The organism is Amycolatopsis sp. 195334CR (assembly GCF_017309385.1).
Lineage (GTDB): Bacteria > Actinomycetota > Actinomycetes > Mycobacteriales > Pseudonocardiaceae > Amycolatopsis.
In genome coordinates, this window is record NZ_JAFJMJ010000002.1 from 1737736 (window position 1) to 1762275 (window position 24540).

26 protein-coding genes are annotated in these 24540 nt (G+C 72.4%); 12 read left to right on the forward strand and 14 right to left on the reverse strand.

From position 1 onward, the window contains the following. Positions 1-15: 15 nt before the first annotated feature. The 4 genes from JYK18_RS31205 to JYK18_RS31220 all read left to right on the forward strand — a co-directional run bounded on the left by JYK18_RS31205 (position 16) and on the right by JYK18_RS31220 (position 3707). A complete protein-coding gene (locus JYK18_RS31205) occupies positions 16-609 on the forward strand; it encodes an NTP transferase domain-containing protein (protein ID WP_307796138.1) in 594 nt (197 codons plus the stop codon). An 84-nt stretch (positions 610-693) separates the two neighbouring features. Then, on the forward strand, positions 694-1764 hold the full coding sequence (locus tag JYK18_RS31210; protein WP_206807008.1) for a MoxR family ATPase: 1071 nt from the start codon (positions 694-696) through the stop codon (positions 1762-1764). Positions 1765-1776: 12 nt separating this feature from the next. Beyond that, positions 1777-2727: a DUF58 domain-containing protein gene (locus tag JYK18_RS31215; RefSeq protein ID WP_206807009.1), complete on the forward strand. Its 951-nt coding sequence runs from the start codon at positions 1777-1779 to the stop codon at positions 2725-2727. Beyond that, positions 2724-3707, forward strand: coding sequence for a VWA domain-containing protein (locus JYK18_RS31220; RefSeq protein WP_206807010.1), 984 nt, complete (start codon positions 2724-2726; stop codon positions 3705-3707). The genes JYK18_RS31215 and JYK18_RS31220 overlap by 4 nt, the downstream gene beginning before the upstream one ends. A gap of 139 nt (positions 3708-3846) precedes the next feature. Here the strand turns inward: JYK18_RS31220 and JYK18_RS31225 are convergent, their stop codons facing one another. From JYK18_RS31225 to JYK18_RS31250, 6 genes are all read right to left on the reverse strand, one after another. Next, positions 3847-4308: a tRNA (cytidine(34)-2'-O)-methyltransferase gene (locus JYK18_RS31225; protein ID WP_206807011.1), complete on the reverse strand. Its 462-nt coding sequence runs from the start codon at positions 4306-4308 to the stop codon at positions 3847-3849. 218 nt (positions 4309-4526) lie between these two features. Next, positions 4527-5468: a hypothetical protein gene (locus JYK18_RS31230; RefSeq protein ID WP_206807012.1), complete on the reverse strand. Its 942-nt coding sequence runs from the start codon at positions 5466-5468 to the stop codon at positions 4527-4529. Positions 5469-5578: 110 nt separating this feature from the next. After that, positions 5579-6757 carry a serine hydrolase gene (locus JYK18_RS31235; protein WP_206807013.1) on the reverse strand — a complete coding sequence of 393 codons (1179 nt, stop codon included), beginning with the start codon at positions 6755-6757 and terminating at the stop codon, positions 5579-5581. A 37-nt stretch (positions 6758-6794) separates the two neighbouring features. Next, the gene (locus tag JYK18_RS31240) at positions 6795-7772 is read right to left on the reverse strand and encodes a TAXI family TRAP transporter solute-binding subunit (RefSeq protein ID WP_206807014.1); all 978 of its coding nucleotides are present in this window, start codon (positions 7770-7772) and stop codon (positions 6795-6797) included. Further along, positions 7769-9148 carry a HAMP domain-containing sensor histidine kinase gene (locus JYK18_RS31245; RefSeq protein ID WP_206807015.1) on the reverse strand — a complete coding sequence of 460 codons (1380 nt, stop codon included), beginning with the start codon at positions 9146-9148 and terminating at the stop codon, positions 7769-7771. The genes JYK18_RS31240 and JYK18_RS31245 overlap by 4 nt, the downstream gene beginning before the upstream one ends. 4 nt (positions 9149-9152) lie before the next feature. Continuing rightward, entirely contained in the window at positions 9153-9806 is a 654-nt protein-coding gene (locus JYK18_RS31250; RefSeq protein WP_206807016.1) for a response regulator transcription factor, read from the reverse strand. A gap of 145 nt (positions 9807-9951) precedes the next feature. On the opposite strand from JYK18_RS31250, the gene fabG reads away from it, so the two are divergent. Continuing rightward, a complete protein-coding gene (fabG, locus tag JYK18_RS31255) occupies positions 9952-10656 on the forward strand; it encodes a beta-ketoacyl-ACP reductase (protein ID WP_206807017.1) in 705 nt (234 codons plus the stop codon). A gap of 28 nt (positions 10657-10684) precedes the next feature. Then, a complete protein-coding gene (gene fabI, locus JYK18_RS31260) occupies positions 10685-11452 on the forward strand; it encodes an enoyl-ACP reductase FabI (protein ID WP_206807018.1) in 768 nt (255 codons plus the stop codon). Positions 11453-11517: 65 nt separating this feature from the next. On the opposite strand, the gene JYK18_RS31265 is transcribed toward fabI, so the two are convergent. The 3 genes from JYK18_RS31265 to JYK18_RS31275 all read right to left on the reverse strand — a co-directional run bounded on the left by JYK18_RS31265 (position 11518) and on the right by JYK18_RS31275 (position 13736). Next, on the reverse strand, positions 11518-11913 hold the full coding sequence (locus JYK18_RS31265) for a nuclear transport factor 2 family protein (protein WP_206807019.1): 396 nt from the start codon (positions 11911-11913) through the stop codon (positions 11518-11520). A gap of 8 nt (positions 11914-11921) precedes the next feature. Next, entirely contained in the window at positions 11922-13085 is a 1164-nt protein-coding gene (locus JYK18_RS31270) for a Cmx/CmrA family chloramphenicol efflux MFS transporter (protein ID WP_206807020.1), read from the reverse strand. Between the two features lie 75 nt (positions 13086-13160). Continuing rightward, complete coding sequence (locus JYK18_RS31275) at positions 13161-13736, reverse strand: TetR/AcrR family transcriptional regulator (RefSeq protein WP_206807021.1); 576 nt, start codon at positions 13734-13736, stop codon at positions 13161-13163. 84 nt (positions 13737-13820) lie between these two features. Here JYK18_RS31275 and JYK18_RS31280 point away from each other — a divergent pair, with 84 nt between their 5' ends. The 3 genes from JYK18_RS31280 to JYK18_RS31290 all read left to right on the forward strand — a co-directional run bounded on the left by JYK18_RS31280 (position 13821) and on the right by JYK18_RS31290 (position 15953). Beyond that, positions 13821-14870, forward strand: coding sequence for a ferrochelatase (locus JYK18_RS31280; protein ID WP_206808226.1), 1050 nt, complete (start codon positions 13821-13823; stop codon positions 14868-14870). A 71-nt stretch (positions 14871-14941) separates the two neighbouring features. Next, positions 14942-15484 (forward strand): RNA polymerase sigma factor, encoded by a 543-nt coding sequence (locus tag JYK18_RS31285; RefSeq protein ID WP_206807022.1) that lies wholly within the window; start codon positions 14942-14944, stop codon positions 15482-15484. Positions 15485-15494: 10 nt separating this feature from the next. Continuing rightward, positions 15495-15953, forward strand: coding sequence for a peroxiredoxin (locus JYK18_RS31290; protein ID WP_206807023.1), 459 nt, complete (start codon positions 15495-15497; stop codon positions 15951-15953). On the opposite strand, the gene JYK18_RS31295 is transcribed toward JYK18_RS31290, so the two are convergent. Both JYK18_RS31295 and JYK18_RS31300 read right to left on the reverse strand, forming a co-directional pair. After that, positions 15937-16674: a metallophosphoesterase gene (locus tag JYK18_RS31295; RefSeq protein WP_206807024.1), complete on the reverse strand. Its 738-nt coding sequence runs from the start codon at positions 16672-16674 to the stop codon at positions 15937-15939. The genes JYK18_RS31290 and JYK18_RS31295 overlap by 17 nt on opposite strands. After that, positions 16671-17468, reverse strand: a complete 798-nt coding sequence (locus tag JYK18_RS31300; protein ID WP_206807025.1) for a hypothetical protein — start codon at positions 17466-17468, stop codon at positions 16671-16673. Before JYK18_RS31300 ends, JYK18_RS31295 begins: the two co-directional genes overlap by 4 nt. A 73-nt stretch (positions 17469-17541) precedes the next feature. Between JYK18_RS31300 and JYK18_RS31305 the strand changes: the two genes are divergently transcribed. Both JYK18_RS31305 and JYK18_RS31310 read left to right on the forward strand, forming a co-directional pair. Further along, entirely contained in the window at positions 17542-18939 is a 1398-nt protein-coding gene (locus JYK18_RS31305) for a sigma 54-interacting transcriptional regulator (RefSeq protein WP_206807026.1), read from the forward strand. Next, entirely contained in the window at positions 18936-20876 is a 1941-nt protein-coding gene (locus JYK18_RS31310; protein ID WP_206807027.1) for a VWA domain-containing protein, read from the forward strand. Before JYK18_RS31305 ends, JYK18_RS31310 begins: the two co-directional genes overlap by 4 nt. Before the next feature lie 64 nt (positions 20877-20940). On the opposite strand, the gene JYK18_RS31315 is transcribed toward JYK18_RS31310, so the two are convergent. The 3 genes from JYK18_RS31315 to JYK18_RS31325 form a co-directional block, all read right to left on the reverse strand. After that, positions 20941-21162: a hypothetical protein gene (locus JYK18_RS31315; RefSeq protein WP_206807028.1), complete on the reverse strand. Its 222-nt coding sequence runs from the start codon at positions 21160-21162 to the stop codon at positions 20941-20943. 25 nt (positions 21163-21187) lie between these two features. Further along, complete coding sequence (locus JYK18_RS31320) at positions 21188-22372, reverse strand: S8 family serine peptidase (protein ID WP_206807029.1); 1185 nt, start codon at positions 22370-22372, stop codon at positions 21188-21190. A 92-nt stretch (positions 22373-22464) separates the two neighbouring features. Then, positions 22465-23793, reverse strand: a complete 1329-nt coding sequence (locus tag JYK18_RS31325) for a cytochrome P450 (RefSeq protein ID WP_206807030.1) — start codon at positions 23791-23793, stop codon at positions 22465-22467. 83 nt (positions 23794-23876) lie between these two features. Between JYK18_RS31325 and JYK18_RS31330 the strand changes: the two genes are divergently transcribed. Then, positions 23877-24527: a TetR/AcrR family transcriptional regulator gene (locus JYK18_RS31330; protein ID WP_206807031.1), complete on the forward strand. Its 651-nt coding sequence runs from the start codon at positions 23877-23879 to the stop codon at positions 24525-24527. The last annotated feature ends 13 nt before the right edge of the window (positions 24528-24540 follow it).

Below are 24540 nucleotides of genomic sequence, written 5' to 3' on the forward strand. Positions count from 1 at the left end.
AGCATCATTCACAGCGTGCGCCGGGGGCGGTGGGGGCTGTGGCATGCTGGGCCGGTGTTCGCCGGGATCGTGCTCGCGGGTGGTGAAGCCCGGCGCCTGGGGGGCGTGGACAAACCCATGCTCGAGGTCGGCGGCCGGTCGCTGCTCGGCGGCGTGCTGGCCGCGCTCGGCGACGCCGGCGCAGCGGACACCGTGGTCGTCGGACCGCCGCGCGACGGCCTGCCCGGGGTCCGCTGGGCGAGGGAGGACCCGCCCGGCGGTGGTCCCGTCGCGGCGCTCGCGGCCGGGCTCGCCCTGCTCCCGGACGCCACCGAGATCGCCTTGCTGGCCGGGGACCTGACCGGCATCACCTCGTCCACAGTGGACCGGCTGCGCACCGCCCGCGGTGCCGCCGACGGGGCGCTGCTGGTCGACTGCGGGCACCGCCAGTGGCTGGCCGGGGTGTGGCGCGCGGCGGCGCTGCGGGCCGCGGTCCCGGCCGAACCCGCCGGCGCCGCGCTGCGCCGGGCACTGGGCGATTTGTCCATTGTGGAGGTTGCCGCCGCGCCGGGCGAGGCGGCCGACGTGGACACCCCCGAAGACCTGCGCCGGCTGCGCGGCACGCGGTGATCGCGTCTTCACAGCCGTCATACCGCCACCCGGGTTGACTACGGTGGCGGCACCATCTGCAGAGAACTCGTCTAGGAGGCACCCGTGACCGATCCCGGCTACGCCGAGGGCGTGCCCGGTCAGCAACCAGGAACCCCCGCGCGGGACGCCCAGTTGCTGGAGCGCACCGTGTTCGAGGTGAAGCGGATCATCGTCGGGCAGGACCGCCTGGTCGAGCGCATGCTGGTGGGCCTGCTGGCGAAGGGGCACCTGCTGCTCGAAGGCGTGCCGGGCGTGGCCAAGACGCTCGCCGTGGAGACCTTCGCGCGGGTGGTCGGCGGGTCCTTCTCCCGCGTCCAGTTCACCCCCGACCTGGTGCCCGCCGACATCCTCGGCACCCGGATCTACCGCCAGGGCGCCGAGCGCTTCGACGTCGAGCTCGGCCCGGTGGTGGCGAACTTCGTGCTCGCCGACGAGATCAACCGCGCGCCGGCCAAGGTGCAGTCGGCGATGCTCGAGGTGATGGCCGAGCGGCACGTCTCCATCGGCGGCAAGACCTTCCCGATGCCCGACCCGTTCCTGGTGCTGGCCACCCAGAACCCGATCGAGAACGAGGGCGTCTACCCGCTGCCCGAGGCCCAGCGCGACCGCTTCCTGTTCAAGATCGTGGTGGAGTACCCCAGCGCGGAGGAGGAGCGCGAGATCGTCTACCGGATGGGCGTGACCCCGCCGGAACCGCACGAGGTGCTCAGCCCGGCCGAGCTGGTCCGCCTGCAGGGCGTGGCCTCGCAGGTCTTCGTGCACCACGCGCTGGTCGACTACGTGGTCCGGCTGGTGCTGACCACCCGCACCCCGGCCGAGCACGGCCTGACCGACGTGGCCGGCTGGGTGTCCTACGGCGCCTCGCCGCGCGCCAGCCTCGGCATCATCGCCGCCTCGCGGGCGCTCGCGCTGGTCCGTGGCCGCGACTACGTGCTGCCGCAGGACGTGGTGGACGTGGTGCCGGACGTGCTGCGCCACCGGCTGGTGCTCTCCTACGACGCGTTGGCCGACGGCGTGCCGCTGGACCACATCATCACCCGCGTGCTGCAGACGGTGCCGCTGCCGCAGGTCTCGGCCCGGCCGCAGGGCGGCCCGCCGCAGCAGCCGGTGCCGGCGGGCGCGCCGGTCAGGTAAGCGGCGAGGTCGATGTTTTCGGCGAAGGAGACCAACGACGACCGCCCGCGCTGGGCGCCCCCGATCCTCACCGGCGACCGGCTCGAAGCGGGCCTGCGCACGCTGGAGCTGGACGTGCGGCGGCGGCTCGACGGGCTGATGCAGGGCAACCACCTCGGGCTGGTGCCCGGGCCGGGGTCCGAGCCCGGCGAGGCGCGGCCCTACCAGCCCGGTGACGACGTGCGCCGGATGGACTGGGCGGTCACCGCGCGCACCACCGTGCCGCACATCCGCGAGACCGTCGCGGACCGCGAGCTGGAGACCTGGGTGGTGGCCGACCTGTCGGCCAGCCTGGACTTCGGCACCGCGCTGTGCGAGAAGCGGGACCTGGTGGTCTGCGCGATGGCCGCGATCGCGCACCTGACCGGCGGTGGCGGCAACCGGATCGGCGCCATCGTCTCCACCGGCGCGCAGACCCAGCGCATCCCGGCGCGCGGCGGGCTGGCCCACGCGCGCGGCCTGGTCCGCAAGGTGGCCGAGACGCCGCGCGCGGGCGAGGGCACCCGGGGTGACCTGCCCGGCGCGATCGAGCAGTTGCGGCGCCCGCCCCGCCGGCGCGGGCTGGTGGTGGTGATCTCGGACTTCCTCGGCGGGACCGAGTGGCAGCGGCCGCTGCGGGGGCTGTCCGCGCGGCACGAGCTGATCGCGGTCGAGGTGCTCGACCCGCGTGACCTCGACCTGCCGGAGGTGGGCACCGTGGTGCTGGCCGACCCGGAGTCGGGGCGGCAGCGCGAGGTGCACGCGACCCCGTTGCTGCGCAAGGAGTTCGGCGCGGCGGCCAGGGCGCACCGGGCCGAGGTGGCCGCCGGGATCCGGCGGGCCGGGGCCGGGCACCTGGTGCTGCGCACCGATTCGGACTGGATCGCGGACATGGTCCGCTTCGTCGTGGCCCGCAAGCGCGGATGGTCGGGAGGTGTCGCATGAGCTTGACCGGATTCGCCGCGCCGTGGTGGTTCCTGCTGCTGATCGCGGTGGCCGGGGTGGTCGCCGGGTACGTGGTGGTGCAGCGCCTGCGCCGCCGCCGCACGCTGCGGTTCTCCAACCTGGAACTGCTGGAGAAGGTGGCGCCGAAGAGCGAGCGCCGGGTCCGGCACGTGCCCGCCGCGCTGATCACCGTGGCGCTGATCCTGTTCACCGTGGCGCTGGCCGGGCCGACCGCCGAGGCCAAGGTGCCGCGCAACCGCGCCACGGTGATGCTGGTGATCGACGTGTCGCTGTCGATGGAGGCCACCGACGTCGAGCCGAGCCGGATCAAGGCGGCGCAGGAGGCGGCGCGCTCGTTCGCCCAGGGGCTCACGCCCGGGGTGAACCTGGGGCTGATCTCGTTCGCCGGCACCGCGACCGTGCTGGTGGCGCCGACCACCGAGCGGGTCAACGTGGTCAAGTCGATCGACAACCTCAAGCTCGCGCAGTCCACCGCCACCGGCGAGGGCGTGTTCGCCGCGCTGCAGTCGATCGAGGGCTTCTCGTCGGTGATCGCGGGGGCGGAGGGGCCGCCGCCGGCGCGCATCGTGCTGATGACCGACGGCAAGCAGACCGTGCCGACCGACGACCCGTACGGGCCGCGGGGCGGGTTCACCGCCGCACAGGCCGCGCGGCAGGCGCAGGTGCCGATCTCCAGCATCTCGTTCGGCACCTCGCGGGGGACCGTGGAGATCGAGGGCGAGCAGGTCCCGGTCGAGGTGGACGACGAGTCCATGCGGGAGATCGCCAAGCTCTCCGGCGGCGAGTTCTACAAGGCGGCGACGGCCGAGGAACTCAAGCAGGTCTACGCGAACCTCGGTGAGCAGATCGGCTACGAGACCAAGGACGCCGACGCGAGCAGGCCGTGGGTGGTGCTGGGCACGCTGGTGCTCTTCGCCGGGGTGGGCAGTTCACTGTTCATCGGCCAGCGCCTGCCGTAGCCGTCAAGCGGGGAACCCGGGCTGGTGGCTGGCAGGCCCCCGGCCCGGTCGCCCGGCTGCCGTGGCGATGAAGCGCGCGGCCCGGTCCGGGGCCGACCCGAGCCGGTGGATCCACGACCACCGACGAGCCCGCCGTGGTCTAGGAACCGGCGAAGTCGTGCTGGCGCCAGGCTTCGTAGACGGCGATGGCCGCGCTGTTGGACAGGTTGAGCGACCGGTTCGCCGGTCGCATCGGCAGGCGGACGCGGTCGGTGATCTCCGGCGCGTCCCGCACCTCCGGCGGCAGCCCGGCCGACTCCGGCCCGAACATCAGCACGTCACCGGCGGCGAAGTCGACCTGGGTGTGGAGCCTGCTGCCCGCGGTGGTGAAGGCGTACACCTTCGCGGGCAGCAGCGCCGCCCACGCCGCGTCGAGATCGGGGTGCACCCGGACCACCGCCAGATCGTGGTAGTCCAGCCCGGCGCGGCGCAGGTGGCTTTCCTCGAAGTTGAACCCGAGCGGCTCCACCAGGTGCAGCTCGCACCCGGTGTTCGCCGCCAGCCGGATGGCGTTGCCGGTGTTGGGCGGGATCTCCGGCCGGTAGAACAGAATGCGGAACACCCGCCCACCCTAGAGAGTGCTGGACAGTGGTTTGCGTGGCGGTGCGGGTGGCGGAACCTCAGGCGTCTTCTCGCTCCGGGATCTCCACCTCATGAATAACCGATTCACCACGGTGAAGCTGTCCTCGCGAGGAGCCGCCTGAGAACCCGCTGCGGTGCGAGCTGGCGGCCCACAGCAAGCGGCTCCGCCGCTTGAACCGCTTGACTCGCGCCCCGCGATCAGGAGTTGTACGGCATGTTCGGCCACCACAGCACGCCCGCGCGGTAGCCCAGTTTCACGCCCCAGTAGAAGACGAAGAACGTGCCGACGAGGATGAAGGCCGCCGCCGAGATGCGGGCCGCGCGGCCCGGGGAGCGGGTCAGCCACCGCTGGAACCGGCCCCGCGTGGCAAGGGTGACCACCAGGAACAACACCGCCACCCCGGCGATGTTGCCCGCCGACTGCAGCGCGAAGGTCAGGAAACCCAGCAGCGGGTTGTCGGTCGACGCCGCGTACTCGTACAGCTTGCGGAACGGCGGGTACGGCCGCCCGATCAGGAACGCGCCCATCAGCGCGCCGAGGAACACCAGTTCGGCGCCGGGACGGCGGGCGAACAGCCCGGCCAGCGGGTTGCGCGCCATCCCGGCGTAGCTCAGCCCGCGCCACACCATGATCAGCCCGATCAGGCTGAACACGATCCCCGCCTGCAGGATCCGGACCGCCAGCCCGGTCTCCGGGTCCCCGAGCCTGGCCGACGACAACTGCGGCATGCCGTCGCTGAACAGCACGCCGATCGCCCCGTAGAGCCCCGAGACCACCACCGCGCCCGCCAGCAGCAGGCCGATCGGGCGCAGCAGCGCCAAGGCCCGGCTCCGGGTGTCACCCGGCTGCGTGGCCAGCGGCGCGAGCGCGCTGAACACCGCCACGTTGCACGCGGTGAACATGCCCGCGATCCCGGTGACGAAGGCGAACGCGATGGCCATGCCGGACCCGGAGATGGTCACCGCGCCGAGGTCCTCGCCGAAGATCGGGCCGGCGATGCCGCCCGCGATCACCTTGTCCACCAGGTGCGGCGACCACAGCACGGCGAGCACCACCCCGGCCAGCCCGGACAGCAGCACCAGCCGCCACGGTTTCGCTCGGGTCGAGGTGGGATCGGACAGCGGGATCGACTGGGTCATCGCGGTTCCTCCGTGGCCGGTGTGGAATTGTGCCCGGAATACAACCGCCTCCGTTGACCGCTGATCAAGATGCGATCGGCGCAACAGGGGTTGCTCGCCGGGCGCACCCCCTACCCGAGCACGGCCTCGCGCTCCTCGGCGATGATCGCCTCGACGTCGAGGTCGTAGTTGCACAGCACCACACCGGTCCAGTCGCGGTCGAGGTAGATCGACCAGTTCGTGCTGCCACCCGCGATCCCGCCGCCGTGCCCGAGCACGCGTTGCTTGCGGTACAACCCCGCGACCGGGCCGTAAGCGTGGAAACTCTCGCCCCGCAACGGATCCACTGGTCCCATCGGCGCAGCGCTGATCTTCCCGTTGACGTACAGCTCGTGGTACGCGCGGCCGAGCAGCTTGCCCTCGCGCAGCGCGCGGGCGAACGAAAGCAGGTCGGGTGCGGTGGAGAAACCGTTGCCACCGCCCGATCCGATGAACCCGCGAGCCGAGTTCGAACCGGGGGCGCCGCCGAGCACCGCGCCCTTGTCGAGGTGGCGCACACAGTCCACACGCGACCCGTCGGCCTGGAGCGCGTAGGGGTGGGCGATGCGCGGATCGCTGAGCCATTCGGGCCGGGTGTGGTAGGCGGAACGGCCCATCCCCGCCGGGGTGAAGATGTGGTCGAGAACGTAGGTGTGGAACGGTTTCCCGGACACCGTGGCGACGAGCTCGCCGAGGAGGTCGTAGGCCGGGCTGTTGTAGGCCTTCGTGGTGCCGGGCGCGTCCTTGAGCACCATCTCGCGCGTGCGCCGCGCCAGGTACGCGGTGCGTTCCTCGACGCTGGTGAAGATGTGCTCGGGCCCGGCGGGGCCGGGGTGGGCCAGGCCGGAGGTGTGCGTGAGCAGGTGGTGGACGGTGACCTTCCCGGCCACGTCGGCGGCGAACCCGCCGAGGTGCATGCCCAGCGTGTCGTGGAAGCGCAGCTTGTCCTGTTCGGCCAGTTGCACCACGGCCAGTCCGGTGAACGGTTTCGAGGCCGACGCCAGCGCGTACACGGTGTCCGTCCGATTCGGAATGCCCTGCTCCTTATCGGCCATGCCGTAGGAGCGCGTGAGCACCGGGTGGTCCCGGTAGGCGACCTGGACGGTGCCGGAGAACTGGTCGGCGTCGGCGAGCCGGCGCAGGTAGCGGTCGTAGCGGCCACCGGGCAGCATGGCACCGGGAACGGGCGTGGCCGCCGCGGTACCGGGCAGGGCGAGAGCGCCGCCGACGGCGGCCGCCATGCCGAAGAGGGCACGTCGTGAGGGGTTCATGCGGCGATCGAACCGAAGGGCGTGTTTCCCCGGCGTTTCAGCCGTGCAGTTCGCGGTAGGTCCGCACGGCACCGGGGTGCAGCGGGACCTCGCCGGTGCCGATCAGCGTGCGGACGTCGAGGAACTGCGCGCCGACGGCTTCGGCGGGCACCAGGTCGGCGGCGTGGTTGACCAGCACGCGCACCACGGCGGCGGCCACGTCGTCGGGCAGCGCGGGGGAGCAGGCGAGCAGGTTCGCGGTGCCGATGGTGGGCACGTCGCCGACGCCCTCGTAGGCACTGGCCGGGACGCGCACCTGTTCGTAGACCGGGCCGTGCACCGAGCGCAGCACCGGCAGCGCGCGGTCGAGGGCCAGCAGCCGGATCGGGGTTTCGCGGTCGAGTTCGGCGATCGCGGGGGTCGGCACGCCGCCGGACCAGACCAGGGCGTCGACCCGGCGCTCGCGCAGCGCGGCGAGCGCGTCGTCGAGCAGGAGCGTGCTCGGCTGGACCTCGATGCCGGACACGGTGAGCAGGCGCTGTGCGAGGAAGGCGGCGCCGGAAAACCGCGAGCCGATGGCCACCGGGCGCCCGGCGAGTCCGGCCAGGTCGCGGACCGGGCCGTCGGCGCGGACGACGACCTGGAGGTAGTTCTCGTAGACCCGGCCGAGCGCGTGCAGCGGCACGGGGGCGGTGAAGGGCTCCTGCCCGAGCACCGCGGACTGCGCCACGTCGGCCAGCACGAGGCCCAGGTCGACGGTGCCCTCGCGAAGCTGGGTCACGTTGGCGACGCTGGCTTCGGTCACCACCGCTTCACAGTGCAGGTCGGGTTCGGCCTTGGTGATCTCGGCGGCGAGCAACTGCGCGAAGGCGAGGTAGAAGCCACCACGCTCCCCGGCGGCGATGGTCACCTTGCGCTCGGGGCCGCGGTACCCGCCGGTCGCACACCCGGCGGCGAGCAGGGCCACCCCGCCGAGCAGCACGCTGCGGCGCCCGATGGGGCTACCCCCGGCGAGCGGCAGGTCGTGGCGCCTCATGGGGTCACCACCGGAAACTCCACTCGTACCGTCAGGCCGTGCGGGTCGGTGGCGTGCAGGCTCAAGACGCCCCCGTGCGCGGAGGTGAGCCGTTCCGCTATGGCGAGGCCGAGGCCCGTTCCACGCGGGGCGCCGTCGCCGCCGCGGCGCCAGAAGCGTTCGGTGGCCTTCGCCCGCTCCTCTTCGGACAGTCCGGGACCGTTGTCGCGCACCAGGAGTACCGCGCGGTCATCGTGCACCGACGCGCTCAGCGCCACTTCGGGACCACCGTGGCCGATAGCGTTGTCCAGCAGCACGTCCAGGATCTGCGCCAGATCCGATTCGGGACAGCGCAACAACACCGGCGGCAGCACACCCACCTTGATGTCCACATCGGACTGATCGGCCGACGGCCGCCAGGTGTCCACCCGTTCGGCGACCACGTTCCCCAGATCGGCGTGCTCCGGCGAACCCGCGGCCGCCGCCCTCGTCGCCGTGCTTTCGGCGACGGCCAGCGCGAGCAGACCGTCCAACAAGGACTCCAGTCGCTCCACTTCGGTCACCGTGGCGTGGTACGCGCGCTGCCCCTGCTCGTCGACCCGCGGTGCCAGTGAATCCACCCGCAGGCGCAGCGCCGCCATCGGGTTCCGCAGCTGGTGCGAGGCGTCGGCGACCATCCGCCGTTGCTGCTCGGCGGATTCGAGCACGGCGTCGGACATCTGGTTGAACTCCCCGGCCAGCACCCGCAGTTCCTTCGGCCCGGTGCGGGCCGGGACCTGGGCGCGCCGCCCACCGGTCACCGCCAGCACCCCGTCCTCCAGCTGCCGCAACGGTTTGAGCACCCACCGGGCGAACAGCCAGGCGAGCGCCGCGAAGGCGAGTGCGGCGGCGACCGCGCCGAGCCCGGTCAGCAGCCACCGCCGGCCGACGTCGGCCGCGGCGATGTCCACCGACGCCCGCAGCAGCACTACCCCGGCCACCCGCGTGCTCGGGCCGACCGGCCGCGCGAACATCACCGGATCGGCCGACCACGGGCTCAGCGTCTCCGGTGCCGGGGTGGCCTGGTTCCGCAGGGTGGCTTCGACCAGCTCGCGCACCGGCGGCTGGTCGAGGCCCAGGTCCGGGCTCTCCACCAGCGGCCGCCGGTGCGCGTCGACCACCAGCACCGGTTCGTTGTATAACGTCCTATACGCTTCGGCTTCGGTGCGCAGCATGGCCGTGTCGCCGGATTCGACGGCCTGTTGCGCGAGCAGAACGAAGCGGTCGACGTCGGCGTTGCGGCTGATCACCAGCTGCTGCGTGCGCTGCTCGGCGGTCGCCGACAGCAGGGGCACGGCGAAGCCGGCGACCGCGACCAGCGCGAACACCAGCAGCGCGACGAGCAGGCGGGCACGCACCGGCTCAGTCCCCGAGCCGGTAGCCGAAGCCGCGGATGGTGGTGAGCAGGCCGGGCCGGTCGAGCTTCGCGCGCACCTGGGTCAGGTGCACGTCGAGCGAACGCGACACGGCGAGGCTGGCGTCGCCCCACACCTCGTCCATCAGCTGCTGGCGGCTGACCGCCGTGCCCCGGTGCCCGGCGAGCACGGCCAGCAGGGCGAACTCCTTCGTGGTCAGCGTGACCTCGGCACCGCCCGCCCGCACCCGCCGCGCGGCCAGGTCGATCTCCACGTCGGCGACCAGGACCACCTCCGGCCCGGCACCCTCGCGGGCCCGCCGGAGCACCGCGTCGATGCGCGCGAGCAGTTCGGCGAGCCGCACGGGCTTGGTGAGGTAGTCGTCCGCGCCGAGGCGCAGGCCCTGGACCACGGACCGCTCGTCGTCACGGGCGGTGAGCACCACCACCGGGACCGCGGAGACCTGGCGGATCCGGTGCAGCACCTCCAGCCCGTCGGTGTCCGGCAGGCCGAGGTCCAGCAGCAACAGGTCGGCGCCGGCGTGCCGGTCGAGCGCGTCGGCACCGCACGCGGCCCTGGTCACCACGTGCCCGCGGGCGTCGAGCGACTCGGCCAGGGCGTCGGCCATCCCGTCGTCGTCTTCGACGAGCAGCACACGCACGGCCGGTCCCTCCACCTCGAGCTTTCCCGCGCATTGTGCCGTACGGCGGCTACCAGCGAGTAGAGGTGGCGCGGCTGCGGGCGGCGGATCGCGGCTGGATAACCTTCGTGCGTCAGCAACGGCACGAGGGCTAGGGAGTGCATACGTGGGACGGTCCGTTCTGGTCACCGGGGGTAATCGCGGCATCGGCCTGGCGATCGCGCGCGATCTCGCGGCGCAGGGGCACAAGGTCGCGGTGACCCACCGCGGCTCGGGAGCTCCCGACGGCCTGTTCGGCGTGCGCGCCGACGTCACCGACACCGAGCAGGTCGACGCGGCGTTCAAGGAGGTCGAGGAGCACCAGGGCCCGGTCGAGGTGCTGGTGTCGAACGCGGGCATGACCGACGACACGCTGCTCATGCGGATGAGCGAGGAGCAGTTCACCCGGGTGGTCGACGCGAACCTGACCGGCGCGTACCGCGTCGCGAAGCGCGCCAGCCGCGCCATGCTGAAGGCGCGCTGGGGCCGGTTCGTGTTCATCTCCTCGGTGGTGGGGCTGACCGGTTCGGCCGGTCAGGTGAACTACGCGGCGAGCAAGGCGGGGCTGGTCGGCCTGTCCCGGTCGCTGGCCAGGGAGCTGGGTTCGCGCAACATCACCGCCAACGTGATCGCGCCGGGCTTCGTCACCACGGACATGACCGACGAACTGCCCGAGGACCGCCGCAAGGAGATCCTCGCCACGATCCCCTCCGGCCGCTACGCCGAGCCTGCTGAAATCGCCGCGGCGGTGCGCTTCCTCGCGTCCGACGAAGCGGGGTACGTCAACGGTGCGGTGCTGCCCGTCGACGGCGGCCTCGGCATGGGCCACTGACTCTCTTCCCACCAACCTGGAGGTATTTGTGACCGGACTGCTCGAAGGCAAGCGCCTGCTGATCACCGGGGTGATCACCGACGGCTCGATCGCCTTCCACGCCGCGAAGGTGGCGCAGGAGCAGGGCGCGAAGGTGGTGCTCACCGGGTTCGGGCGGATGTCGCTGGTCGAGCGCATCGCCAAGCGCCTGCCCGAGCCCGCGCCGGTGATCGAGCTGGACGTGCAGGACAACGAGCACCTGGCCACCCTGGCCGACCGGGTCCGCGAGCACGTCGACGGGCTGGACGGGGTGCTGCACTCGATCGGGTTCGCGCCGCAGACCTGCCTGGGCGCGCCGTTCCTGGACGCCCCGCGCGAGGACGTCTCGGTGGCGGTGGAGGTCTCGGCGTACTCGTTCAAGTCGCTGACCGCCGCGGTGCTGCCGCTGCTCGGCGAGGGTTCGTCGGTGGTCGGCATGGACTTCGACGCGCGCGTGGCGTGGCCCGCCTACAACTGGATGGGCGTGGCGAAGGCGGCGCTGGAGTCGGTCAACCGCTACCTGGCGCGGGACCTGGGGCCGAAGGGCATCCGGGTGAACCTGGTCTCGGCCGGTCCGGTGAAGACCATGGCGGCGAAGTCGATCCCGGGCTTCGGCGAGCTGGAGGACTCGTGGGGCGAGCGCGCCCCGCTCGGCTGGAACACCGAGGACCCGACGCCGGTGGCGAAGTCCATCTGCGCGGTGCTCTCGGACTGGCTGCCGGCCACCACCGGCTCGATGATCATGGTCGACGGCGGCGTGCACGCACTGGGCCTCTGACCCGACTGTCACGAATGTGGCTTTCGAGACGTTGTGCGTCTCGAAAGCCACATTCGTGACATGGGTCAGGTGCGGGCGGCGTCGGCGACGTGCCAGCTGTCCTCGTGCAGGTGGTACCGGGTGATCCGGCCGTCCACCACGGTCAGTTCGATGGCGAACCGGGTCTCGATCCAGTGGTCGTTCGCCCGGATGCGGGAACGCAGGTGCCCGGTGCGCACCGCTTCCTGACCGTCCACAAAGGTCCGCTCCACTTCGTACACGTCCCGCTCCAGGTAGCGGTCCAGGTCGGCGAAGAACTCGCGGACCTCGGCGCGCGTGGTGCGCTTGCCGATCCACGGCACGGCCGCGGTGTCGCCGGGGATGTCCCAGTCCACGGTGTCCGCGAACAGTCCGGCGATCCGGGCCGGGTCGTAGTCGGCCATCCGGCGGTCCAGTTCCGCCAGCACCTCACGCGTGTTCATCGTTCTCCTCATCCGATCGATACCAGAACTCGTTGCCGCATACGGGAAGCGAGGGCGACCCCGCCGAGGGCCAGCACACCGAGCGCGATGCTCACCCAGGTGACGCTGAGATAACCCAGCCCGGCGTCGATGATCAGCCCGCCCAGCCACGGCGCCAGCACGATGCCCACGTTGAACGCGGACACGTTGCTCGCCCCGGCCAGCGTCGGTGCCGAGGACGCCAGCGCGAACACCCGGACGTTGAGCGCGGGATTGGTGACAAAACTGGTCAATCCCAGCAGGAACGCGGCGGCCACCGCCACCGGCACCGAGGTACCGGCGACCGCGAGCGCGGCGAACACCACCACCGCCGCGCCGAACCCGCCCGCGAGTGTCCTCAGTGGATGGACGTCGGCGAACCGCCCGCCCAGGGTGATGCCGATGACCGCGCCGACGCCGTACAGGCCGAGCACCGCGGGCAGCCAGTCCACCGGCAGCCCGCTCACCTCGGTGAGCAGTGGCGCCAGGTAGCTGAAGGTGGCCATCGCCATCGCGGTGCTGGCCGAGGTGATGCCGAAAGCCAGCCACAGCTCGGGATCGCGGTACGAGCGCAGTTCACCGCGCAGGCTCGGGCGTTCGGCGGACGGCCGGACCGCGGGCACCAGCAGCAGCACACCGATCATCGCCACCGCGGTCAGCGCCGCCACCGCCCAGAACGCCGAGCGCCAGCCCGCGAGCTGGCCCAGCCAGGTGCCCGCCGGCACGCCCAGCACGTTGGCCACGGTCAGCCCGCCCGCCATCACCGCCAGCGCCCGGCCGCGCCGCCGCTCGGGCACCATCGCCACGGTGGTCACCGCGGCGACCGCCCAGAACCCGGCCGCCGCCGCGGCGCTGACCACCCGCGAGGCGAACAGCAGGCCGTAGCCGGGGGAGACCGCGCCGGCCAGGTTGCCCAGCAGGAACACCGCGAGCATGCCGAGCAGGGTGAGCTTGTGCGGCAGCCGGAGCGTGGCCGCGGCCAGCAGCGGCGCGGCGACCAGCATGCCCACCGCGAACGCGGAGATCAGCAGCCCGGCGTCCGGGATGCTCACGCCGAGATCGGCGGCGATCGGCGGCAGCAGCCCGGAGAGCATGAACTCCGAGGTGCCGAGCGCGAAGATGCTCAGCGCCAGCACGTAGACGGCGATCGGCATCGGCGTCCCCTTCGTTTTGGATCGGGCAGTGCAAAATATGGGCAGCAGGAAACCGCCGGGGGCGGGGGAGCGGGGTCAGAGCGTGCTGAGCGCCAGTTCGGCGACGCGTTCGAGAGTGGGGCGATCGGTACCGCTGCGCGCGCTCAGCCGGATCGCGCCGATCTGGCTGTGCACGAAACGGGCGAGCACGGCCGGGTCGTGGTCCGGGCCGATCTCGCCGGCGCGCTGGCCTTCGGTCACCACGGCGTGGATCGCGGCGACGTAGCGTTCGTTGTCCTTTGCCAGCTGCGCGCTAATCTCCGCGTCCTTGCCGCCGAGTTCGGCGACCGTGTTCACCGCGAGGCAGCCGTGGTTGTCGCTGGTGAACTCGTCCTCGACGGTGGACAGCAGCAGGGTGCGCAGCTTCTCGCGCGGCGAGCCCGGCTGCTCGAGGAAGTCGATCTGGTGCTGGGTCGCGGTGTCGCAGTAGTGCTGCAGCGCCCGGACGAACAGCGCGCGCTTGCTGCTGAAGGTGTTGTAGATGCTGCTGCGCCCGAGGCCGGTGGCCTCGCACAGCTGCTGGGTCGACGTGCCTTCGTAGCCGCCTCGCCAGAACGCGTGCATCGCGCGGTCGACGGCGGCGCGCTCGTCGAATTCTCGGGGGCGGGCCATGCCGAGCACCGTACCTGTTTTGGATCGACCGATGCAAAACCCCCGGGCAAGCGTGGCCGGGATCACCGGGGGAAGATGGACACCGTGGGTTACGACGCGCTGTTGTGGTTGTCCTTCGGTGGTCCGGAAGGGCCGGACGAGGTCATGCCGTTCCTGGAGAACGTGACGCGTGGCCGGGGTGTGCCGCGCGAGCGGCTCGAAGAGGTCGCCGAGCACTACCAGCACTTCGGCGGGGTGTCGCCGATCAACCGGCTCAACCGCGACGCGATCGCCGCGGTGGAGAAGGAACTCGCGGCCCAGGGCGTCGGCCTGCCGGTGTACTTCGGCAACCGCAACTGGCGGCCGATGGTGGAGGACACGCTGGCGCGGATGCGGGCCGACGGCGTGCAGCGCGCCTTGGTGTTCCCGACCAGCGCCTACGGTGGTTACTCCGCGTGCCGCCAGTACGACGAGGACATCGAGCGCGCGCGGGCCGCGGTCGGCGAGGACGCGCCGGAACTGACCAAGCTGCGCCAGTTCTTCGACCACCCGCTGTTCATCGGCGCCTTCGCCGACGCCGTGCGCACCGCCATCGCCGGACTCGACGACCCGGCGGGCGCGCGGATCGTGTTCGTGGCGCATTCGGTCCCGGTCAGCGCGGACAAGGCGGCCGGGCCGCCGGAAGAGGGCGGGCACCGGTACTCGCGCCAGATCGCCGAAGCGGCGCGCCTGGTGGCGGCCGAGGTGGGCGTGGCGACCTACGACGTGGTGTGGCAGTCGCGGTCCGGCCCGCCGCAGGTGCCGTGGCTGGAGCCGGACATCGTCGACCACATCGACGCGCTGCACGCCGAGGGCGTGCCCTCGGTGGTCGTCTGCCCGGTGGGCTTTGTCTCCGACCACCTCGAAGTGATCTGGGACCTGGACAACGAAGCCGCCGAACGCGCGCAGGAGCTCGGCATGGGCTTCGCCCGCGCGGCCACGCCCGGCACCGATCCGCGGTTCGCCGAGCTGGTGGTGGAACTGGTCCGCGAGCACGTCGCCACCGCACCGGCGCGCAAGCTGTCGGAGTTCCCGTCGGCGGGCTGCACGGTCAACGGCGCGCCCTGCGCGATCGCCTGCTGCGAACCGGCGAAGCGCCCGGCTCGACAGGGCTGAATCCTTTTCGCCGCACGCCGCCTCTAGTAGGGGCCGGGACGTTCCCGGCGCTGGAGTAGTGGGGGTGGCTCATGACCGAGGCAGGCTGGCCACGGGAAACCCTGGTCGTCGCCGCGCAGGGCGGGGATCCGGAGGCGATCGCCGCCCTGGTCTCCGGTTCGCACCCGCACGTGCAGCGCTTCGCGCGTTCGCTGTGCGCGTCGCCGGAGGACGCGGAGGACTCGGCGCAGGAGGCGCTGATCATCCTGTACCGCAAGATCGGCACGCTGCGGGCGTCCGGGGCGCTTGCGTCGTGGATGTTCCGGATCGTGCGCAACGAGTGCCTCCGCCGGGCGCGCCGGGCGTGGCGCGGCGACGACCTGGTCCGGGCCGGGGCGATGGATTCGGCGGAGGACGACGTCCTGCGCGGGCTGGAGGCGCAACGGGTGGCCGCGGCGATCGCCGAGCTGCCCGCCGACCAGCGGCGCGTGCTGATCATGCGGGACATCCAGGGTTATCCCGGCCGGGCCGTCGCCGACGCGCTCGGCCTGAGCACTGCGGCGATGAAGTCCCGGCTCCACCGGGCCAGGGCCACGGTCCGCGAACTGCTGCTGCTCCGGCTCGACGACCACTAGGAGTTCCCTCGTGCTCGAAACCGGAACCACCGTGCCCGACCTCGCGCTGGAAGACACCGCCGGACGGCCGGTCGACCTCGCGGACTACCGGGGCGCGGACCACGTGCTGCTCTACTTCGCGCGCTCGACCACCTGCCCGGTGTGCAACCTCCACCTCAAGGACCTCACCGGGCGGGCCGCCGAACTGGCGGACGCCGGGGTGCGGCTCCTGGTCGTGGTGCCCGAGGGCCGGGCCGAAGCGGCGGCCTGGCAGGCCAAGCGCGCACTGCCGTTCCCGGTGGTCACCGGACGGCGCGGCAGCCCGCACGAGGCCGTCGGCCTGGTGCGGAAGGTGTTCGGCGCGCTGCAGCAGTCCGGCAGCCTGCTGATCGACCGCGACGGGGTCATCCGCCACGCCCACGCGGCGACCATGCCGGTCAACAGCTACGACCGGAAGGGGATCACCCAGGCCCTCAGCCGGCTGGGATGACGCGGTAGTGCGTGGTCAGCCGCCCGTCGTCGGCCAGGACGTGGAAGGCGATGGCGGGCGGCGCGGCCAGGTCGACGACCTGCTCGCTCTCCCACGGCAGCAGGATCGTCGACACCACACCCGGCGCGACGAGCAGCGGCAGGCCCGCGAACGTGCTCGCCGCGGCGGTGTGCGCGTGGCCGCACAGGATCGCGACCACGTTGGGGTGGCGGGAAAGCAGGGCGGCGAGCCGGTCCTCACCGGACTGCCGGATGCCGTCGACGTACGGGATGTGCAGGTCCACCGGCGGATGGTGGAAGCAGACAAAAACCGGGGCGCCGGCGGCGCCGGTGAGGACCGATTCGAGCCAGGCGAGCGTTTCGTCGTCGAGGTGACCGTCGTCGCGGCCGGGGATGGTCGAGTCGCACAGGGCGAACACGGCACCGCCCACGCGGTGCACCTGGTTGATCGGCTCCTCGGACGCGGGTTCGCCGAGCAGGACCTCGCGGTACGGCCCGCGTGCGTCGTGGTTTCCGGGGCAGTGCAGCGGCCGGCCGCCGAAGAACTTGGCGACGGTGTTGTACTCCTCGGCCAGCCCGTGGTCGGCGAGGTCGCCGGTGACCAGGACCGCGTCGATCTCGTCCCGCAAGCCGTCGAGGTAGGCGAACACGCGGGCCGCCCGCGCCTGGCTGCGCTCGCCGGCGTCGAGGTGGAGGTCGCTCAGGTGGGCCAGGACGATCACGGCAGCGGGTCCGGCTGGTCGGCGAAGACCCGGATGGTCTCGTTGACCGCGGCGAACCGGGCGGTGCGGACGGCGTCGTGCAGCGGGCGGAGCGCGTCCGCGCGGCGGATCGCGGCCGACGCCGACAGCGCGCCACCGGGGTCGTCGGCGTGGGCGATGGCGAGAATGGCGCCGATCTCCTCGGCCCGTTGCAGGACTCGCAGCGCGCGGCCGGGCGTGCCCGACGGCCAGCTCACGTGCGCGGTCCGGCGCAGGCGCTCGGACAGCTCGGCCCGCACGCCGGGCCGGTCCCTGGCCACGTCGAGCTCCTGCAGCGCGCCCGCGCTGCTCCGGGTCGCGCTGGTCAGCGCGTGCTCGGCCTCGCCGAGCGCGATGTACTCCATCGGGGCCGCGGTGGTGATCCGGTGAACCGTCCAGCGGAACAGGCCCTCGGCGATCGCCTCCGGCACCACGCCGTAGCCGATCTCGGCGAACACCACGGCCTCACCCGAGCGCAGCGCGGCTTCGGTCAGCGAGCCGCCACCGCCCAGCCCGCGCACGTCGCCGGGCACCGGGAGGACGAACCGCGCCGGTCCGGCCCCGAGGCGGCGCAACGCGGTGAGGAAACCGGCGAGCCCGGCCGGGCGCTCACCGGCGACCGGGATGTCGAAGGCGTCGGCGCCGAACGGGTCGGCGGCGACCACCTCGTGGTCCTCGCCCCACACGCGCAAGGCGTCGAGGGCGTCGTCGGAGGCCGCGGCACCGTGGAGCCACGCCGAGGACCAGACCGCGAGGGACGCACTGGGACAGCACACGGAGTACAAGCGTACCGGGCCCTGGAGCTGGTCCACGTCGACGCCGGGCCCACGGGTCAGTAGCGTCGGGGAGGTGAACTCCGCACCAGCACACCTTCCCCGCACCGCGGGGGAGCTCCGCGCCGCCGGGTACACCCCGCGCGGCGTGAAAACCGAGATCCACGACAACCTGCTCACCGCCCTGCGGGCCGGGAAAGATCCGTGGCCGGGCATCGTCGGGTTCGGCCGCACCGTGCTGCCGCAGCTGGAGCGCGCGCTGCTGGCGGGCCACGACGTGGTCCTGCTCGGCGAGCGCGGGCAGGGCAAGACCCGGCTCCTGCGCACCCTGGCCGGCCTGCTCGACGAGTGGACGCCGGTGATCGAGGGCGCCGAACTGCCCGAGCACCCGCTCGACCCGATCACCCCGGCCTCGCGGCGCCGGGCTGCCGAACTCGGCGACGCGCTGCCCGTGGCCTGGCTGCACCGCGGCGAGCGCTACACCGAGAAGCTGGCCACGCCGGACACCTCCGTCGGTGACCTCATCGGCGACGTCGACCCGGTGAAGGTGGCCGAGGGCCGCAGCCTGGGCGATCCCGAGACCATCCACTTCGGACTGGTGCCGCGCGCGCACCGCGGCATCGTCGCGGTCAACGAGCTGCCGGACCTGGCCGAGCGCATCCAGGTGGCGCTGCTCAACGTGATGGAGGAGCGCGACATCCAGGTCCGCGGCTACACCCTGCGGCTGCCGCTGGACGTGCTCGTGGTGGCCACCGCGAACCCCGAGGACTACACCAACCGCGGCCGGATCATCACCCCGCTGAAGGACCGCTTCGGCGCCGAGATCCGCACGCACTACCCGCTGGAACTCGATGCCGAGGTCGGCGTCGTCCGCCAGGAGGCCCAGCTGGTCGCCGAAGTGGGTGACCCGCTGCTGGAGGTGCTCGCCCGGTTCGTCCGGAACCTGCGCGAGGCCAGCGTGATCGACCAGCGCTCCGGGGTGTCCGCCCGGTTCGCGGTCGCGGCGGCGGAGACCGTGGCCGCTGCGGCGCTGCGGCGGGCCGCGCTGACCGGCGAGGAGCCCGCGGTCGCCCGCCCGATCGACCTGGAGGCCGTGCCCGCCGTGCTGCGCGGCAAGCTCGAGTTCGAGCCCGGCGAGGAGGGCCGTGAGACCGAGCACCTGGTGCACCTGCTGCGCCGGGCGGTCGCCGAGACCGCGCGCGAGCGGTTCGCCGGTCTCGACCTGCGCCCGCTCGCCGACGTGGTGGCCGACGGCCACCTGGTGGCCACCGGTGACCGCGTCCCGGGCGCCGACGTGCTCGCCGCGCTGCCGGAACTGCCGGTCCTGCACGAGGTCGCCCACCGCGCCGGGGTGTCCGCCGACGACTCGCCCGGCCGCATCGCCGCCGCGGTGGAGCTGGCGCTGGAATCGCTGTACCTCGCCCGCCGGCTGGCCAAGGACGAGGACGGCACCAGCACGGTGTACGGGCCATGACCTACGCGTACGGGCCGTGGCACGACGGTCCCGATCCGCTGGCCCCACCGGCTGATCTCCGCGACGCGCTCGACGAGATCGGCCGGGACGTGCTGGGCGGCTCGTCGCCCCGCGCGGCGCTGGAGGAACTGCTGCGGCGCGGTACCCGGTCCACCACCGGTCTCGACGAGCTGACCCGCCGCGTCTGGCAGCGGCGCTCGGAGATCCAGCGGCGCAACAACCTCGACGGCACGCTCAACGAGGTCCGCCGTCTGCTGGACGAAGCGCTGGACGCGGAGAAGCGCGCCTTGTTCCCGGATCCGTCCGACGACGCGCGCTTCGACGAGGCCCGGCTCGACGCGCTGCCGCCCGGGACCGCCGCGGCGGTGCGTGAGCTGGCCGAGTACTCGTGGCGGTCCGAGCAGGGCCGGGAGAACTACGAGAAGATCCAGGAGCTGCTCGGCAAGGAGCTGCTCGACTCCCGGTTCGAGGGCATGAAGGAGGCCCTGCAGAGCACACGGCCCGAGGACGTCGAGCGGGTCCGGCAGATGCTGGCCGACCTCAACGCGCTGCTCGCCGCGCACGCGCAGGGCTTCTCCGACGTCCACGAGCGCTTCACCGAGTTCATGCGGCGCCACGGCGAGTTCTTCCCGGAGAACCCGAAGAACATCGACGAGCTGATCGACGCGCTGGCCGCCCGTGCCGCGGCCGCCCAGCGCATGCTCAACTCGATGACCCCGGAACAGCGCGCCGAGCTGGCCGAGCTCTCGCAGCAGGCGTTCGGCAGCCCGGAACTGGCCCAGCAGCTGTCCAATTTGGACTCCCAGCTGCGGGCGCTGCGGCCGGGCGAGGACTGGGAGTCGGCGGGCCGGTTCCGCGGGGACAACCCGATGGGGCTCGGCGAGGGCGCGCAGGCGATGGCGGACCTGGCCGAGCTGGACGCGCTGGCCGAGCAGCTCGCGCAGTCCTATCCCGGGGCCAGCATGGACGACCTCGACCTGGAGGCGCTGACCCGGCAGCTCGGCGAGGACGCCGCGGTGGACGCGCGGCGACTGTCCGAACTGGAGCGTGAACTCCGCGGCCAGGGCTTGTTCGAGCGGGCGCCGGACGGTTCGCTTCGCTTGTCGCCCAAGGCATTGCGGCGACTCGGGGAGACCGCGCTGTCGGACGTGGTGCGCACCCTGCGCGGGCGCACCGGCGAACGGGAGACGGCCTCGGCGGGCGCGGCGGGGGAGCCGACCGGCTCGACCCGGCCGTGGCGCTTCGGGGACACCCAGCCGTGGGACGCCTCGCGCACCGTGCGCAACGCCGTGCTGCGGCGGGCTTCCGCCGGTGGCGCGGCGGTGCGGCTGGACGTGTCCGACGTGGAGATCACCGAGACCGAGCACCGGTCGCGGGCGGCGGTCGCGTTGTGCGTGGACACCTCGTGGTCGATGGTGCAGGAGGGGCGCTGGCTGCCGATGAAGCGCACCGCGCTCGCGCTGCACCAGCTGATCTCCACGCGGTTCCGCCACGACGCGCTGCAGCTGATCACCTTCGGGCGCTACGCGGCGCCGGTCGAACTGGGTGACCTGATCGGCCTGGAGGGCACGTGGGAGCAGGGCACCAACGCCCACCACGCGCTGCTGCTGGCCGGACGGCACCTGCGGCGGCACCCCGGCGCGCGGCCGGTGGTGCTGATGGTGACCGACGGGGAGCCGACCGCCCACCTGGAGGCCGACGGGGTGGCGGAGTTCTCCTACCCGCCGCTGCCGCAGACCATCCGCTGGACCATCACCGAGGTGGACCAGCTGGCCAGGCTGGGCGCCGCGGTGACCGTGTTCCGCCTCGGCGACGACCCGCGGCTGACCTCGTTCGTGAACCTGATCGCCCGCCGCTCCGGCGGCCGGGTGGTGGCACCGGACCTGGACGGCCTCGGCGCCGCCGTGGTCGGCGACTACCTGCGCAACCGCGACTGAACACGAATGTGGCTCGGGGGCGTAATCAGCCCCCGAGCCACATTCGTGTCCGGGTCAGAGCGTGTCAGCGTGTATCGACGTCCCGCTGGAGTTCGACGTCCTGGACGCCCGGGATCTCCTGCAGCGCGGCGACATCGCCCTGGCCGATGGAGCCGGTGACGGTGCCGATCGGCTCGAGCACCGAGTCCACCGTGAGCCCCGCTTCCTCCAGTGCGGTCACCACGGCCGGGACCTCGGACAACCGCTCCTCGGCGATGGACACGATCACTTTGCGATTCTCGGTCATCGCGCTCCTCGGGGTCGGGGGCCGCTCAGGGGGCCTGAACCAGTCCAACACCCGAATCCTGCGAAGACAACCCGGTGCGCAGCGAGCACTGCGACAACCTGCCCCACAGCTCCCACCCGCGCGCGCCGTACTTCTGCGCGACCAGCGCGGCCAGCCCGGACACGTGCGGCGTGGCCATGCTGGTGCCGCTGATGCTGCGGTACCGCTTCGGCATCGGCCACGCCGAGTGCACGTTCACGCCCGGCCCGCCGATGTCCACGCCGTGCCCGGGATCCACCGAACCCGAGGAGAAGTCCGCGATCGCGCCCGCCGAGTCCACCGCGCCGACCGCGAGGATCGACGGGCAGTTCGCCGGGTGCCCGATCGGGGCGATCCGGCCGTCGGCACGTTCGCTGGCGTTGCCCGCCGCGGCGATGATCAGCGTGCCGCGGCCGAGCGCGCGCTGGGCGACCTGCTCGTAGACCGGCGAGAACGGGTCGCCCGGGCTGGTGTCCGCGCCCAGCGACATGGAGATGATCGCGCAGCCGTTGCCGATGGCCCAGGAGATCCCGGCCAGGATGCCGCCGTCGGAACCGGAACCGGAGTTGCCGAGCACCTTGCCCGCGTAGATCTCGGCCTCGTAGGCGATCCCGTACCCGGGCCCGCCGTCGACCTTGCGCGGCCCGCACGAGGTGCCGATGCAGTGCGTGCCGTGGCCGTTGCCGTCCTGGACGTCCTCCCCCTCGACGAACGAGTTCGTCACCACGGTGCGCCCGGCGAAGTCCGGGTGGTTGACGTCGAACCCGGTGTCCAGCACGGCCACCCGGATCCCCTTGCCGCTCAGCTGGCTCTCGTGCGCGCGGGTGGCCTGCAGCCCCCAGGTGAACAGCGACTCGTCGACCTGCGCCTGCTCGACCGTCGGTGTGGCGGGCGAGATGGCGAAGACCGTGCGCTCGGCCTCGATCCGCGAGATCGGGCCCGGTGCGTCGGCCGCCGCGGTGAGCGCGGCGACCTGGTCCTCGGCCGCGGTCACCACCGCGACCCCGAGTTCGTGGAACAGCAGCCCGTCGGCGCCGCCGAGCGAACTCGCGCTCGACGCGTCGTACAGATCGGCTGTGCTCGCCGTGCGCAGTCCGGCGACGTCGGCCATGCTCCGGGCCCCCGCCACGGCTGAATCCTCTTCCAGCAGAACCAGATACCGCCCCGTGGTCCTGCTCGCCGCGTCCGTCATGTCGTACCCCTCGTGCTCGTAACTGTGCCTTCTAGGTCAATCGGCATACGGGCACGAGTTGCAACACCGGGGACATCACCGTTTGGTCGCGATCAATTCCGCTCAGTGACAAGGATTTTCGCTCCGCGGGCGGGAACCATGGTGATGTGCCGGGCTTTCGGCTGTTCCGCGCTGAGCCGTTCGGGGGACAGGTGGTAGCGCCGCAGCACCTCGCCCAGCACGACATTGGCTTCCATCAAGGAGAATCCGGCACCGAGGCACCGCCGGACCCCGCCGCCGAACGGGAACCAGGTGCCCGCCGGCGGCGCGCCGTCGACGAACCGCTCCGGCGAGAACCGCTCCGGCTCCGGGAAGTGCTCGGGATCCGACTGCACCAGCGCGATCGACGGCTGCACGGTGAACCCGGCGGGCAGCAGGTAACCACCGACCTCGACGTCCTCGGTGAGCCGGCGGGCGACCTCGTGGATCACCGGGTGCAGCCGCATCGCTTCCTTCGTCACCGCTTCGAGGTATTTTTCGTCGTGGTTGTCGGCCGCCTCGGTCGCGGAGCGCAAGCACCCGGGATCGCGCGCGAGTTCGTGGAAGGCCCAGCCGAGCGTGGTCGCGGTGGTCTCGTGCCCGGCCAGCAGCAGGGTGATCAGCTGGTCGCGCAGTTCCGCGTCGGTCAGCGGATCGTCACCCGGCACGGTGAGCAGGCGGGAGAGCACGTCACCGCGGTCGGCCAGGTCGTCGGCGCGGCGGCGGTCGGCGATCTCGGCGTAGATCAGCTCGTCGATCTCGCGCTGGCGCTGGGCGTTGCGCTTCCACGGGCCGATCTTCTGCAGGTTCGCGTTGTGCCAGCCGAAGATGTCGAGCGGGCCGATGTCGAGCAGGCGGCGCAGCAGCACGCGCAGCCGGTCCAGGCGGGGCCCGTCGGTCACGCCGAAGACCACCCGCAGGATCACCTCCAGGGTGAGCACCTGCATCCGTTCGTGTGACCGGAAAACCCGGCCGGTCGGCCAGCGCTCGACCTCGGCCACGGTCAGTTCGGTGACCATCTCGCGGTAGCCGCGCAGGGCCGAGCCGTTGAACGCGGGCATCAGCAGCTTGCGCGCCCGCATGTGCTCGTCCTCGTCGGTGAGCAGCACCGAGTGCTCGCCCATCAGCGGCTTGAGGATGGCGTTGCCCTCGCCGGCGTGGAAGGTGGTGACCGGGCCGGTGAACACCGCCTTGATGTGCTCGGGGTCCGACAGCGAGACCACGTCCCGCTCGGGGTAGATGCGCAACCGCACCACGTCGCCGTAACGGCGGCGGGCCAGCGGCAGCAGGAACTGGCGGAAGCTGCCGAAGAGCACGGTCTGCACCGCGACCGGCAGGCGCGGGCCGGGTGGCAGCGCCGCGGCCGGGCGGGCGCTGGGACGGGTCGGTGCGGTGCTGGTCATGGCTGGTCCCTCCCGAGGCGTCTGCCCCGATTTATACGCGCGTATAGATCGGCTGTCCAGGAGCGGGGGACTACGCTGTCGGGGTGGGTCACCGCGAAGAACTGCTGGCCGCCGCGCGCCGGCTGCTCGAGGACAAGGGCTACGCGCACATCACCGCGCGCGACCTGGTGGCCGCGTCGGGCACCAACCTGGCCTCGATCGGCTACCACTTCGGCTCCAAGGCGGGCCTGCTCAACGCCGCGATCGGCGAGGTGTTCGAGGAGTGGACCAACCAGCTCGCCGACATCGCGATGGCCGAGCCGGGCGTGCCGCCGATCGAACGCGGGCGGCTGACCTGGGCGACGATGCTGGAGAACCTGGACTCCCGCCGCGCGCTGCTGCTGTCCTATGTGGAGGCTCTGGCGCAGGCCGAGCGCACGCCGTCGCTGCGCGAGCAGTTCGCCGCGCAGTACCGCCGCTGCCGGGTCAGGGTGGCCGGGCTGGTGGCGCAGTCGCTGGGGGAGGGCTGGTCGGCCGACGACCCGCGGTGCGCGGCGGTGGCCAGTTTTGTCATCGCCGTCTGCGACGGGCTTTCCGTGCAGTGGCTGCTCGACCCGGAAGGCTCGCCCAGTGGGGACGACCTGACCGCGGGATTGATCGCGTTGTGGTCCGCGTCCGCAGACTGGACAGCGCGCAGCTCCGTTGAGGGTGGTGGTGGGCCGGCGGGCGGGAGGGTTGACCCTCACGCGACGTGAGGAACCACAGTGG

Coding starts and splice junctions, on each gene's coding strand:
- JYK18_RS31215 (WP_206807009.1), top strand. CDS start 1,777: ATGTTTTCGGCGAAGGAGACCAACGACGACCGCCCGCGCTGGGCGCCC.
- JYK18_RS31240 (WP_206807014.1), bottom strand. CDS start 7,772: ATGAGGCGCCACGACCTGCCGCTCGCCGGGGGTAGCCCCATCGGGCGC.
- JYK18_RS31285 (WP_206807022.1), top strand. CDS start 14,942: ATGACCGAGGCAGGCTGGCCACGGGAAACCCTGGTCGTCGCCGCGCAG.
- JYK18_RS31320 (WP_206807029.1), bottom strand. CDS start 22,372: ATGACGGACGCGGCGAGCAGGACCACGGGGCGGTATCTGGTTCTGCTG.
- JYK18_RS31325 (WP_206807030.1), bottom strand. CDS start 23,793: ATGACCAGCACCGCACCGACCCGTCCCAGCGCCCGCCCGGCCGCGGCG.
- JYK18_RS31230 (WP_206807012.1), bottom strand. CDS start 5,468: ATGACCCAGTCGATCCCGCTGTCCGATCCCACCTCGACCCGAGCGAAA.
- JYK18_RS31265 (WP_206807019.1), bottom strand. CDS start 11,913: ATGAACACGCGTGAGGTGCTGGCGGAACTGGACCGCCGGATGGCCGAC.
- JYK18_RS31235 (WP_206807013.1), bottom strand. CDS start 6,757: ATGAACCCCTCACGACGTGCCCTCTTCGGCATGGCGGCCGCCGTCGGC.
- JYK18_RS31310 (WP_206807027.1), top strand. CDS start 18,936: ATGACCTACGCGTACGGGCCGTGGCACGACGGTCCCGATCCGCTGGCC.
- JYK18_RS31270 (WP_206807020.1), bottom strand. CDS start 13,085: ATGCCGATCGCCGTCTACGTGCTGGCGCTGAGCATCTTCGCGCTCGGC.
- JYK18_RS31275 (WP_206807021.1), bottom strand. CDS start 13,736: ATGGCCCGCCCCCGAGAATTCGACGAGCGCGCCGCCGTCGACCGCGCG.
- JYK18_RS31220 (WP_206807010.1), top strand. CDS start 2,724: ATGAGCTTGACCGGATTCGCCGCGCCGTGGTGGTTCCTGCTGCTGATC.
- JYK18_RS31315 (WP_206807028.1), bottom strand. CDS start 21,162: ATGACCGAGAATCGCAAAGTGATCGTGTCCATCGCCGAGGAGCGGTTG.